Source organism: Paenibacillus sp. LRG-1 (assembly GCF_057220305.1).
The window spans coordinates 3149716-3162214 of sequence record NZ_CM170126.1; the positions used below are offsets into that span (position 1 = coordinate 3149716).

The 12499-nt window shown below is 46.2% G+C and carries 13 protein-coding genes; 7 read left to right on the forward strand and 6 right to left on the reverse strand.

Features of this window, described 5'->3' with window-relative positions; translation table 11 throughout:
• Position 1: 1 nt before the first annotated feature.
• From nikB to ACUUJN_RS13730, 5 genes are read left to right on the forward strand one after another with little or no spacing between them, the layout of a single operon-like run.
• Positions 2-946: a nickel ABC transporter permease gene (gene nikB / locus ACUUJN_RS13710; RefSeq protein WP_023988849.1), complete on the forward strand. Its 945-nt coding sequence runs from the start codon at positions 2-4 to the stop codon at positions 944-946.
• The gene (gene nikC, locus ACUUJN_RS13715; protein WP_023988850.1) at positions 943-1797 is read left to right on the forward strand and encodes a nickel transporter permease; all 855 of its coding nucleotides are present in this window, start codon (positions 943-945) and stop codon (positions 1795-1797) included. Before nikB ends, nikC begins: the two co-directional genes overlap by 4 nt.
• Before the next feature lie 7 nt (positions 1798-1804).
• Positions 1805-2641 carry an ABC transporter ATP-binding protein gene (locus tag ACUUJN_RS13720; protein WP_341057670.1) on the forward strand — a complete coding sequence of 279 codons (837 nt, stop codon included), beginning with the start codon at positions 1805-1807 and terminating at the stop codon, positions 2639-2641.
• A complete protein-coding gene (locus ACUUJN_RS13725) occupies positions 2634-3476 on the forward strand; it encodes an ABC transporter ATP-binding protein (protein ID WP_484668593.1) in 843 nt (280 codons plus the stop codon). Before ACUUJN_RS13720 ends, ACUUJN_RS13725 begins: the two co-directional genes overlap by 8 nt.
• Complete coding sequence (locus ACUUJN_RS13730; RefSeq protein ID WP_023988853.1) at positions 3443-4753, forward strand: MATE family efflux transporter; 1311 nt, start codon at positions 3443-3445, stop codon at positions 4751-4753. Before ACUUJN_RS13725 ends, ACUUJN_RS13730 begins: the two co-directional genes overlap by 34 nt.
• A gap of 119 nt (positions 4754-4872) precedes the next feature.
• Here ACUUJN_RS13730 and katA read toward each other — a convergent pair whose 3' ends face one another.
• From katA to ACUUJN_RS13755, 5 genes are all read right to left on the reverse strand, one after another.
• A complete protein-coding gene (gene katA / locus ACUUJN_RS13735) occupies positions 4873-6330 on the reverse strand; it encodes a catalase KatA (protein WP_028541635.1) in 1458 nt (485 codons plus the stop codon).
• A gap of 290 nt (positions 6331-6620) precedes the next feature.
• Positions 6621-7223: an adenylyl-sulfate kinase gene (gene cysC, locus ACUUJN_RS13740; protein WP_023988854.1), complete on the reverse strand. Its 603-nt coding sequence runs from the start codon at positions 7221-7223 to the stop codon at positions 6621-6623.
• A gap of 60 nt (positions 7224-7283) precedes the next feature.
• Positions 7284-8183, reverse strand: a complete 900-nt coding sequence (locus ACUUJN_RS13745) for a TIGR02452 family protein (RefSeq protein ID WP_028541637.1) — start codon at positions 8181-8183, stop codon at positions 7284-7286.
• Positions 8184-8188: 5 nt separating this feature from the next.
• Entirely contained in the window at positions 8189-8671 is a 483-nt protein-coding gene (gene ybiA, locus ACUUJN_RS13750) for a riboflavin biosynthesis intermediates N-glycosidase (RefSeq protein ID WP_023988856.1), read from the reverse strand.
• Between the two features lie 28 nt (positions 8672-8699).
• Entirely contained in the window at positions 8700-9605 is a 906-nt protein-coding gene (locus ACUUJN_RS13755) for an NUDIX hydrolase (RefSeq protein WP_023988857.1), read from the reverse strand.
• A gap of 292 nt (positions 9606-9897) precedes the next feature.
• Between ACUUJN_RS13755 and ACUUJN_RS13760 the strand changes: the two genes are divergently transcribed.
• Positions 9898-10200: a hypothetical protein gene (locus tag ACUUJN_RS13760; RefSeq protein WP_023988858.1), complete on the forward strand. Its 303-nt coding sequence runs from the start codon at positions 9898-9900 to the stop codon at positions 10198-10200.
• 110 nt (positions 10201-10310) lie between these two features.
• Here ACUUJN_RS13760 and ACUUJN_RS13765 read toward each other — a convergent pair whose 3' ends face one another.
• Positions 10311-11369: a DUF1835 domain-containing protein gene (locus tag ACUUJN_RS13765; RefSeq protein WP_028541639.1), complete on the reverse strand. Its 1059-nt coding sequence runs from the start codon at positions 11367-11369 to the stop codon at positions 10311-10313.
• A 135-nt stretch (positions 11370-11504) separates the two neighbouring features.
• On the opposite strand from ACUUJN_RS13765, the gene glsA reads away from it, so the two are divergent.
• Positions 11505-12443 carry a glutaminase A gene (gene glsA, locus ACUUJN_RS13770; protein WP_484668594.1) on the forward strand — a complete coding sequence of 313 codons (939 nt, stop codon included), beginning with the start codon at positions 11505-11507 and terminating at the stop codon, positions 12441-12443.
• Positions 12444-12499: the final 56 nt, after the last annotated feature.

Sequence of the window (12499 nt, forward strand, 5' to 3'; positions counted from 1 at the left end):
CATGTTTAAATCCATCGCCAAAAAGTTTCTTGAACTGGTTTTGTTCTTTCTTATTCTTTCCTTTGTGAGCTTCTGTCTGCTTAAGCTTGTTCCGGGCGATCCCGTCCGGAGCATTCTCCGAGTCGACGATGTAGCTGTGTCCAATCAGCAAATTATGGATATGCGCAGCCAACTGGGGCTGGATCAACCATTACCTGTGCAATATGGTAAGTGGTTGGTCCAGTTGCTTCAGTTTGATTTTGGACAATCTTATTTAACCCATCGTCCAGTATTCACAGAGTTTATGGAAAAACTGCCTTATACACTGCTGCTTACCGGAGGGTCTCTGTTCATTATGCTGCTGATAGCTCTCCCGTTGGGAACGATGGCGGCGCTCTACCGTAACCGCTGGATTGACAGAGCCAGTCGTGTGTTTGCCTTAATTGGCTCCTCGATTCCCAGCTTTTGGCTGGGGCTTTTGTTTATCGAATGGTTTGCAGTTAAATTACGTATTTTGCCGTCTATGGGTGAAGGAACCGCTTTTCATTTGGTACTCCCTTCTCTTACCTTGGGATTGGCAATGGCGGCCGTTTATGTACGAATGATCCGCGCAAGTCTGATTGAAAGCTCGGGGCAAGACTTTATCAAAGCGGCGCAAGCGCGTGGAATCAGCCCCATCCGCATTTTTTTCAGACATATGCTCCGTCACAGTCTTGTTCCACTCATTACGGTATTCAGTGAGAGTATAGGCAGCCTACTGGGAGGCACAGTCGTGATTGAAGTGCTATTCGCCTATCCAGGGCTGGGCAAATGGATTGTGGATGCCATTGCTGCAAGGGATTACCCCATTATTCAGGGCTATACCGTATTTATGGCTGCATTCATTGTATGTATCAATATTTTGGTAGAGCTGTCCTACCGTTGGGTCAATCCTGAAATCGCTTTGAAGGAGAAACGTTTATCATGATAAAATCCGTACATGCGGAAAACAGGCAGCTCACCAGAACGCGATTGTCCAATACATGGATCGTGTCGCTCTCCATCCTGCTCATTCTTGCAGCAATTACAGTCGTTCCGTTTCTTGCTCCGCAAGACCCGTATCGTATCCAGATGGGGAATCGACTACAATCGATCAGCGCTACACACTGGCTGGGAACAGATCATTTGGGCAGAGATGTACTATCGAGAGTGATAGCTGGACTTCGGACGACTGTCGGAACCAGTTTATTGATTTTGGCCGTTTCGCTGGTTGTCGGGGTCCCTCTTGGTCTGCTTTCAGGGTTTATTGGAGGCTGGATGGATCGTGTATTCAAACGGGTGGTCGATGCCTTCATGACATTACCTGATTATATTTTTGCCATTGTACTGAGCGGTTTGCTCGGACCAGGCTTAGTAAATCTTATTTTCGCGGTGACTGCGGTAAAATGGGTTGGTTATGCGCGCCTGGTGCGTAGTACCGTTCTGGCTGAAAAGCAAAAGGATTACATTTCGTTATCCATACTGGCGGGTACCTCCTCCCTGCGGATTGTCATGCGGCATATTCTCCCCCATGCAATTGGGAATGTTCTTGTGCTGGCTACGCTGGATATCGGCAAAATCATTTTAATGATTGCCTCCCTATCTTTTTTGGGCTTAGGTCCACAGCCGCCAATTCCCGAATGGGGTACGATGTTGAATGAAGGACGAGCGTATTTTCAAATGGCTCCCCACCTGATGCTTGTTCCAGGGATAGCTGTCGTGCTAACAGTGCTACTGGCGAACGTATTGGGAGACAAACTGCGCGACCGTTATGATGTTAAAACCCGGACAGAGGAGTGAGCTGTACATGCTGACTATTGAAGGCTTAACGATTCGGACAAATGTAAAAACGATTGTAGAGCAACTGAAGCTTGCCGTTCGTCCGGGGGAATGGTGTGCTCTAGCCGGCGAAAGCGGTAGTGGCAAAAGCATGACGGCATTTGCTATCGGCGGCCTTCTCCCCTCTTCTGTTACAGCGGAAGGAATTATTGCGTGGAAGGACAATAATTTGCTGGATCTATCCGCTAAACAACGACGTTCTTTGCTTGGTAGTGAAATATCTTACATTTTTCAAGACTACCATGGGGCTTTCACCCCCTTTTTGCGTGTGGGCAGCCAACTGGACGAGCTGATGCGCGCCCATGGCAAACAAGATCGCAAGGCACGTAAGCAACGCTGTATCGAGGTGCTGGAGCGCGTACAGCTTCCCGCCGAGCGCGTGTACCGCAGCTATCCGTTTCAGCTCAGCGGCGGTCAATTGCAACGGGCAGCTATTGCGGCTGCACTACTACTGGAGCCGAAGTTGCTTATTGCTGACGAGCCTACAACTGCGCTGGATACGCTCACAGCTCATCGGGTGCTTCAGCTCATTGACCAAATCCGGACGGAGACGGGTATTTCCGTCTTGTGGATCACTCATGACCTGCGTCATGTACGCAAGTATGCAGATCGAATCGCAGTGATGCGCGAAGGTTCACTGGTTGAAACTGGTGAAACGCAAGCGGTGCTGAACCATCCGGCCCACCCGTATACTCGTCGTCTACTGGCGGCTATTCCGCCCCTGTCTCCGGGCGCTCCAGCACGTTTGCCTTACAACAGCACTGAAGAACAGAACGCATTGGAAAGGAGCGCTTTACATGAATAATCAAGCCGCCTACGCTCAGCAGCAAGACACGTCTAATGCTGTCGTGACCGTCTCCGGTTTGACGAAGGCTTACGCTGGAGGTAAAACGGTGCTGCAAGATGTTGCTCTGTCGATCTCCCCCCGAGAATGTCTGGCTATCGTCGGGGAAAGCGGCAGTGGGAAAAGCACACTCGCTCGCTGTATTTTGACATTGGACCCGTTTGATCAAGGTGAGCTTAGACTGGATGGACAGTCTATCCGTGGGCTAAAGCGGAGCCAATTAAAACGGATTCGCAGCAGGCTGGGTGCAGTATTTCAACATCCATCCGCGGCTTTGAATCCCAGACTAACCATCCTGCAATCCCTGCTGGAGCCACTGGACCAGCTTAAGTACTATGTTCCTTCCTTTATGGCGGGTAAGTCCTCAGAACGTCGGGATACAGCAGAACATTTGCTTGAGATGGTAAAGCTTCCAGCCAGCTATCTGGACAAGTTTCCACATCAGCTCAGCGGTGGGGAAAAGCAGCGTGTAACCATCGCACGTGCCATCAGCACAGAGCCGGATTTTATCGTATTGGACGAGCCAACAGCAAGTCTGGATGTGACCACACAAGCCACCATTTTGAATCTGCTCAAAGATTTGCAGGATGAGCTAGGACTGGCTTATCTGTTTATCTCACATGATCTGGCGGCTGTGCACTTTATGAGTGATCGAATCATGGTCATGAAAGAAGGCAGTGTGCTTGAGCATTTTCCCAAAGAAGCATTATTTCATTCGGATCGCCATCCCTATACACAATCATTACTGGAGGTTTTTTCAACATGTTGCCTTCCCACCGAGCCTATCTTGCTTTAGCTATCCCTTTAATTATTTCGACGATTACAACCCCGCTGCTCGGTGCGGTGGATACAGCTGTAATCGGTCATTTAAGCCATTCCGCGTATTTAGGCGGTGTAGCGGTGGGCACTCTTATTTTTAATACTTTATATTGGTTGTTTGGCTTTCTGCGAGTCAGCACATCAGCTTTCACGGCACAAGCCGCAGGGGCACAAAATAACGACCAGGGCATAGCTGCTCTCATGCGCCCACTGGCCATTGCTTTACTCATTGGTGCGGTATTCATTGTGTTGCAAAAGCCAATTCTGCTGGCTTCTCTTCAGCTAATCCATCCGGCGCAGGATGTGGCGGCGCAGGCAGCGATTTATTTTAACATTCGTATTTGGGGAGCCCCTCTAACATTGGTGAACTATGTGCTGCTCGGCTGGCTGATGGGATTGTCCCGTGTGAAGGCTACATTGTTTTTGCAAATTTCAATGAACGTAATCAATATGGTATTAGCTATTGTATTTACACAGATGATGCATTGGAATGTCACGGGTGTGGCAAGCGCTACTCTGATTGCGGAAATTCTTGCATGTGTATTGGGTCTGGCGCTGGTGTTCCGCTCATCGATTTGGAGGGAATGGAAGCAAAGCGGACAGATGAATTGGCGAGGTTGGTTTGGAGCTTCAGAGTTGAAAAATGTCATGGCGACAAACCTTGATCTCATGATTCGCACAGCCTGTCTGCTGACAATGTTTAATCTGTTTACGGCACGCAGTGCGAGCTTTGGAACCGATCAGTTGGCGGCGAACGCTATTTTGTTGCAGATCCATTATATTATGGCTTACTTTTTTGATGGGTTCGCCAACGCCAGTAGCATTATGACGGGTCAGGCTAGGGGTGCCGGGGATCGTAAAATGCTGCAAAGGGTTATTCACTTGTCCTGGTTCTGGACACTGGTGACCAGCGTAGTGACGGGAGGATTGTATTTCGCACTGAAAGAGCCGCTTATCTCGCTATTTACGGATAATGCTACAGTGATTAACCTTACAGGCCCTTATAATGGATGGCTTGTGGTCTTTCCGCTGGCAGCCGGACTGGGACTGGTATTCTACGGTGTGTTTACGGGGATGACGGTAACGTATCCGATCCGTAATTCGATGCTGATCTCATTGCTCTGCTTTTTGATCGCTCTCTTCTGGTGCGTTCCCCATTATGGGAATCACGGACTTTGGCTGTCCTTTATTGTATTTGCCCTAGGACGGTCGCTGTTTCTTGTAATCTATTTACCTCGCTTGCAGAGGATATAGCAGCACCTGATTTACATCGCTCTCAAAACAAAGGATGTCCCATCCACCATGTACGTGGTGTTGGGACATCCTTTTATTATATATTCATACGGCTTTCAGGTTAGAGTTTGCAGATACCTCTACTCGCCTTGAGGAACGGTCAAGCCCAAACCTTCGGCTACACGACGTCCATATTCAGGATCAGCTTTATAAAAATGACCGATCTGACGCAGTTTGATTTCATCACTTTCTACGGGCTTCATCGCATTTACGATGTTTCGGACCAGACGTGCACGCTCTTCTTCACTGAGCAAGCGGTACAGGTCGCCTGGCTGTGTGTAGTGATCATGATGATCGTAGGCTACACTTTGAGCTTCGCCAGACACTTCAAAAGGAGCAATTTTGTGCGCAGGTGATTCTTTGGGTCCACCGAGACTATTAGGCTCGTAATAAACAGATCCTCCGCCATTGCTGTCACTGCGTAATGCACCATCGCGTTGGTAGTTGTGTACTTCTGCATGCGGACGGTTGATCGGCAACGAATTATGATTTGCACCTACACGGTAGCGATGTGCGTCGCCGTAGGCAAACAGGCGTCCTTGCAGCATTTTATCCGGGGATGCTTCAATTCCAGGAACAAATGAACCCGGAGAGAATGTCGCCTGCTCTACCTCAGCAAAGTAGTTCTCAGGATTGCGATTCAGCACCATGCGCCCAACCTCAATCAGCGGATAATCCTTTTGAGACCATACTTTTGTCACATCAAATGGATCAAAGCGGTACGTATCTGCATCTTCTACCGGCATAATCTGCACATGAAGTTTCCATGCAGGAAAATCACCTTTTTTGATGGCATTAAACAAGTCTTCTGTATGATAATCCGGATTTTCACCGGCAATTTTCGCAGCCAAATCCACATCAAGATTTTGCACACCTTGCTCCGTTTTAAAATGATATTTCACCCATACTGCCTGTCCTTCGGCGTTGACCCACTTGAACGTGTGACTACCGAAACCATGCATATGTCTAAGTGTAGCTGGAATACCGCGGTCAGACATAAGGATACTTACCTGATGCAGCGATTCAGGAGATAAGGACCAGAAATCCCAGACCGCATTCGGGTTTTTCAGATGAGTTTGGGGATGACGTTTTTGCGTATGAATAAAGTCAGGAAATTTAATGGCATCCCGAATAAAAAACACAGGTGTATTATTGCCCACGAGATCATAGTTGCCTTCTTCTGTATAAAACTTCACCGCAAAACCACGCGGGTCGCGTACAGTATCGGACGAGCCCAGCTCACCCGCCACAGTCGAAAAGCGAATAAACATCGGTGTACGCTTGCCCACCTCAGACAAGAAGCTTGCTTTTGTAAATGCAGACAAATCATTAGTGACTTCAAAATATCCGTGCGCCCCTGCACCTTTTGCATGAACGACACGTTCCGGCACACGCTCCCGGTTAAAATGCGCCAATTTCTCCAGCAGATGCACATCCTGAATTAGTGCGGGACCCCGTGAGCCTGCTGTGATCGAATTTTGATTATCTCCAACAGGAGCGCCCCAGCTTGTAGTCAGGTTCGTTGGTTGGTTACTCATGATTGACATCACCTCTTGAATGAATTGGTTGACTATGTGCCTTTCACTATAAATTGTGCACAAACAAAAATCAATACTTTTTTATAATTATTACAATTTAGGATTTAGAATTAGTTTAAAATCATAAACAAAAAAGCAAGCCCTATAAGGCTTGCCGTATATGCAGTATTGTATTTATTTACTAATAGGTATGCTTCAATTTTCACGTTCTGTAATGATTACTTTGATCACTTCTCGAAGTCTTGGCATGGAGGCTTTCAGACAATATTCATGTAGAATTCATCATAAAATCATAAAAGAAGCAGCTTCCTATCGAGAAAATCCAAGATATCCTGAACCGACTGGATTACCTCCCGACCTTCAGTCGATACGATTAGATCCGGTTCCAGCGGTGCTTCATAGGGAGCATCAATCCCCGTAAAATGATGAATTTCTCCGGCACGTGCTTTCTTGTACATTCCTTTTGGATCGCGTCGCTCACATTCCTCCAGGCTGCACTGTATATAAATCTCATAGCAACCTTCCTGCTGTAAAATGTCCTTTACCATTTCACGATCTTCACGATAAGGGGAAATGGTGGCGCAAATCGTTAGAACACCCGCATGTGCCATTAGCTTTGCAACTTCAGCAATACGGCGGATATTTTCTTTGCGGTCAGCGGGCAGGAAACCTAGATTCCGATTTAAACCGTGCCGAACATTATCCCCATCTAAAATAAACGTGTGTATGCCTTGTGCGTATAACGCTTTTTCAAGTGTGGAGGATACCGTTGATTTCCCCGAACCAGACAGCCCCGTAAACCAAAGCACCGGACTTTTATGTCCATTCAAAAGCTGACGCGCTTGCTTATCAACATCGGACACATGCCAGGTTATATTCGAAGATGGATTCATTCAGCACCTTCCTTTTTCATGAGATATTATAGTAAACAGTTTTTATGCACAGCTCAAGCTTCAGGATAGAGCATTTTTAAAGCTGTTTAAAGTACGCTGCTCTGCTTTATGATCCAACACTGCAAAAACAATCCGGTCAAACAGCAAACCATATCCTTCATCTACAAGTACTTGCTTGAACCAGAGGGCAACCTCTTCCGGCTTATTGCGGAATACTCCGCAACCATAGGCTCCAAGCACAAGATGTTCTACGCCGTTTTGCTTAGCCATTCCAAGAATGTAACGAATCCGCTCCAGCATCACTTCACCAATCCGATTCACCTGCTCTGGTTCCCGTTCTCGCACAACTCCAGCATTTACAGCAGGTGCTGTCAGGAAATCGACTTGATACGGCTTCTCCAACAATGTCCCCTGATCATCCCGAAATACCGGAACTTCAGGCGAATAAATCATATAATCTGAATAAAAACAGCTCCGCAGCTTCCGATTATGTCCATACATCTCTTCCATTTGTGAAATGCAAGGATACAACGCTGACGAACGAGCCAAGCTTTCTTCTTGAGCCTGGCTACCTCCGAGAAATCCACCTCCCGGGTTTTTGGCTGATGCAAAATTCAAACACGCTACGTGGGTCAGCTTCTCCTCTACCTGGAGTCTGTATGCCGCCTGTAACGTGCTTTCTCCCGTAATTTCCAATTTTGCAATGATCGTCTGTTCGTCTATACGGGAAGAAGGCCCCAATATACTTTTTATTCTTTGCTCTGCCTCTTGTTTTACAGCTACCAGCTGAGAAGGTGTATATAACTTCGAGCCTGTGACCGCATTTCCTATCTCTTTTGTCATATTTACTTGAACCAGTTTGATATTCGTATAATTCCCATGTTCCAAAATGGATAGTGTTTCCTGCGCCATATGCGATCGGGCATCCCGGTTGCTCCGGGAATTCATTGTATTTTTCATGATGACTATTCCTCCTTTTGCAATACATCCTCACGTAAATTTGTCAATATTTCTCCTAGCCAGTTCGTGCCACGCCATAGCTTGCGGTTCCGTATACGAGCATCGCTCTCAGCTAAGCCTACACCCCAAATGGTGTCGGTCGGACTAGCCTCAACCAGAGTGGTTCCTTTCGTTTTAAGCAGGTGCTTGAGCAAATTCGGATTTTGTGTAAACTTGGCGTAATTACCGTCATATACAAATTGCCGGCAATTGGCCTCCCACAAGGATTGGTCAAATCCGCGCACACTGCGGCCCCGGGCTTTTTGCTCCCTTGGGGTAGGGGCTTGCATAATTTTCAAGGCCGCCTCTTCATCCCCAAAAAGCTGTGCTTTTTTCAACATCATATATTGCTCGGCACAGTTAAACTCCAATCCATCCACGACAAAATCAGAAGGATACCATTGCGAAAATGGCGAATGACTGCGATAAAAAAATGTAAACTTTTCCATGAAGATTCCTCATTTCATATTCCTTATGCTACATAAAACGCGACCGAGGCTTAAATCGGTATAACTTGGACGGACGATGTCCAGCCGCCTTTCTATACTCATTGGTTTCTTCCACGAGATCAGCTATTTTGCGACGAAAAGCTGCGGCCAACAGCTCCTTACCTAGAATAATTTCATACACCTGCTGAAGCTCACTCAGTGTAAATAGAGCTGGCATCAGGTGAAACGCGATATCTGTGTATTCTATTTTGCTGCGCAGACGCTCTATACCGTACGCAATAATTTTGGCATGATCAAAAGCAATTCCTTGTGACTCCAGCACCTCTCGCTTGATTTCAATGGTTCTTCCCTTAAGAATTTCAGTTATTTTTACTTTGGCTGATAGATGGATGTCCCCATGCTTCAATGTGATGTCAATGTCTTGTTCCCATGTGTAACCTTCCGGCTGATTCGTCCGCGTCTCCTGAGCTACGCTGTAATCTAGCTCAAACCATTGGGCATCAGCGGCATCATCCCCCGCCTGTACCTCCAAGGAATCGTGGTCCACCAATGCCATGTAAGCGCAGCTAATTACCCGCATACGAGGATCACGTGCCACATCTCCCCAAGTATATAGCTGCTCCATATAAATCTGATCCACATTCGTTTCCGTTTTAAGCTCGCGTCGTGCAGCCTCTTCCAGACTTTCATCTATACCTACAAAACCACCCGGCAACGCCCATTGCCCTATATAGGGATGCTCCCCTCTTTGGATCAAAAGAAGCTGGAGGGTCTTCTCCGGTAGCTTCCGGTAATTTTGTTGGAGCTGATCCATTACCGTAAATAGCAGCATATCTACCGTTACGGATGGGCGCTCATATACATTCGCATCATACAGGGCCAAGAACTCCTCTTCCGTCAAGCCACTGTGATTATGTTTCGATCCATCTGTCACTTGCGTCACCTACCTGTTCATATATGAGTCATTTGTCGCTTTTGATTCAAAAGTGACGAATGCTTTATGTAATTTTTAATTTGAATAAATTGATAAAAACAAAATGTTAATATCAATACAATAATATATAAAAAGCGCTTCGTCAATAGGGTGTATAGACCTATTTTCAATCGTTTGATAGTACTATTAGACTGTTTACTGAATTTTACTTGTTGCTTATTGTCATATCATGTATGATGTTTTGGTCAATATAGGAAATACAACATACTAAACACGTAGGGAGAAGATCTAATTGACTAACCAGTTTAACCCGCAAAACAATCAGCAAGGAGCACCATCCAGGCCAGCCCCTGTTTACCCGCCTCCTGTATCATTCAAGGAGTGGATGATCAGTTTACTTTTGATGGCTATACCGGTAGTTGGACTTATTATGCTGTTTGTGTGGGCATTTAGCGGCTCGACTAATCCGAGCAAAGCTAACTATGCTAAAGCAGGCCTTCTTTGGGCCGCTATTGTAATCGTGATCTATATCATTATGGCTGTTGCTCTGTTGCCTGCTATCATAAGTTCATTGAATTCAAGCAGCTACTATTGATTCCAAGTACATAGCAAAATAACCTTCTGATGAATCAACCTGATACATCAGAAGGTCTTTAAACTAAACTGCCGATCCCATCGGCAGTTTTTATTTGATCACTTTTTGCTTTACTCCTTTATTCTCACAGCATAACGATTCATCATTCCCGGCATCCCCTGAAAATCAAGTTTGCCATGGGCGATCAAATATTGAATCCGGTATTCCAAAAAAGTATCGCTTCTTGGCTGCGACCACTGCGTTAAAGCTTGACCTATTATTTTTCCGGTATTCACAAATCCCAGATTATCCGCTAACTGTATCTTGCTAATCATATCCAGCAAGGCCTGATCCAAATAATCCTCCGGCACATGGACAATACGGTCATTGTCCCATAATCTCAGGACACTATCTTGCTCGCTAAGCTCCAACCACTCCCGTTCGTATCGACGTCGGTCTTCCATACACACCACATAAAGTTCATCTTCACTTCGCTTAATGAACCGTTCGATTTCTTTCGAATGCACCACGCCCATGGATAAAGGGAATGGACTCTCATTATATAAATGATCATCCGGCTCCCGCTCCAATGTATCCGTGACATTAATGACCCGAATAGGTGTAGCTCTTTTGCGCAAGAGATATAATACAAAGCGTAATCCGACCTGCTCGTCAGCATTAGAGCCACACCAAATCGTGATCGACTTCTCATCTGGAATTTCACTTAGGGTAACCATCATCTGTTCAATACGGTGCTCCCAATTGGCGTAATGGAAAAACTCATAATGCATCATCCGTTCAGCCAACCAGCCGTGACGGTTTTCTTGTCCTTCTAATGTTTCCAGCCTCCACAATGGTCCTATGGAAAACTGATCATTAAAAGACAGCACGATACTCTCAAGCCGCAATCCTGCACCCGAAAGTCCTCCCTTCATCGAGCCTGCGGCAGACTGAGAAAACAATAGATGCACATGCCTCTCCCGGGTGCGCTCATGCTCCAGACGCTCATTTCGGCTCGTTTCCACATCATTTGCCCACTGCTCTAATATAGGATTAGCCCATTCAGGATTTTTGTCTGATAAGGCTGCAACCTGCTCCAGTACACTATGTACAAAACCTCTAAGTCTTCGACCCTTAATAACCTCATCGTAGTCTTCATCAAAATTCGGTTCATTATGAGATAACAACAAGTCACTGCCTCCTTTTATCTAATTCAATTCAAACTTGTCTTTCGACCAGAAATATCTTTAGAATAGGCGTATAGCTATCACTTCTTACTCTACAATAAAATACCACAGATTGCTTACTTGACTGGAGGAAAAGAAATGACATCGGAGTGGCAGAGATTACAGACCAAACTGCCGGAATTGGTAGAACAAAGCCGTCATGAGTATATTCATGGCAAGGTAGCAGCATATATTCCCGAACTGTCCAAAGCACCAGCCGACGCGCTGGGTGTTGTTGTAATGAACGGTGCGGGTGAAACCGTAGTGGCCGGGGATACGGAAATCCAATTTACGATGCAAAGTATCTCAAAGGTATTTACGCTCATTCTGGCCTTGATGGATAATGGAGAGGACGTTGTCTTCTCTAAGGTGGGTATGGAGCCTACCGGAGACCGTTTTAATTCCATGCTAAAGCTAGAACTAGTTGAGCCGGGCATTCCGTTTAACCCACTGATTAACGCCGGAGCAATCGCAGTCTCCTCTCTGATTCGCGGGAACAGTCCAGAAGAGAGATTTGCCCGTGTTCTCCAATTTTTCCGTCTGCTTACCCACAATGACACATTGGAATATGATCAGGATGTCTACGATTCAGAATCAGCTACAGGCCATTTGAACCGTTCCCTTGCTTATTTTCTAATGGAAAAAGGAATTTTAAGAGGTCATGTGGAGGATGTGCTTGAAGTTTATTTCAGACATTGTGCTGTCAAATTGAACTGTGCTGATTTAGCTCGTATGGGACTTGTATTAGCTTACAATGGTCGAGATCCAGTGACAGGTATACCGCTGATTCCCCGCCGCTATGTACAGATCGCCAAAACATTTATGACGACATGTGGCATGTATGACGCCTCAGGGGAATTCGCTATTCAAGTCGGACTACCTGCCAAAAGCGGCGTATCAGGCAGTATTATGACGATGGTACCCGGACGATATGGCATTGGACTGGTTGGACCTTCTCTGAACCGTATGGGCAACAGTACAGCCGGTGTACACTTGCTGGAGAAGATGTCTCGGGATTTGGACTGGAGCTTGTTCTAAGTATACGAAAAAAAGGGTATTCCCAGCCTTTACGGCTCATAGGAATACCCTTTTTT

Excerpts from the sequence above, each read along its gene's own strand:
- nikB (WP_023988849.1), top strand. The coding sequence starts at position 2 with ATGTTTAAATCCATCGCCAAAAAGTTTCTTGAACTGGTTTTGTTCTTT.
- nikC (WP_023988850.1), top strand. The coding sequence starts at position 943 with ATGATAAAATCCGTACATGCGGAAAACAGGCAGCTCACCAGAACGCGA.
- ACUUJN_RS13720 (WP_341057670.1), top strand. The coding sequence starts at position 1,805 with ATGCTGACTATTGAAGGCTTAACGATTCGGACAAATGTAAAAACGATT.
- ACUUJN_RS13725 (WP_484668593.1), top strand. The coding sequence starts at position 2,634 with ATGAATAATCAAGCCGCCTACGCTCAGCAGCAAGACACGTCTAATGCT.
- ACUUJN_RS13730 (WP_023988853.1), top strand. The coding sequence starts at position 3,443 with ATGTTGCCTTCCCACCGAGCCTATCTTGCTTTAGCTATCCCTTTAATT.
- katA (WP_028541635.1), bottom strand. The coding sequence starts at position 6,330 with ATGAGTAACCAACCAACGAACCTGACTACAAGCTGGGGCGCTCCTGTT.
- cysC (WP_023988854.1), bottom strand. The coding sequence starts at position 7,223 with ATGAATCCATCTTCGAATATAACCTGGCATGTGTCCGATGTTGATAAG.
- ACUUJN_RS13745 (WP_028541637.1), bottom strand. The coding sequence starts at position 8,183 with ATGAAAAATACAATGAATTCCCGGAGCAACCGGGATGCCCGATCGCAT.
- ybiA (WP_023988856.1), bottom strand. The coding sequence starts at position 8,671 with ATGGAAAAGTTTACATTTTTTTATCGCAGTCATTCGCCATTTTCGCAA.
- glsA (WP_484668594.1), top strand. The coding sequence starts at position 11,505 with ATGACATCGGAGTGGCAGAGATTACAGACCAAACTGCCGGAATTGGTA.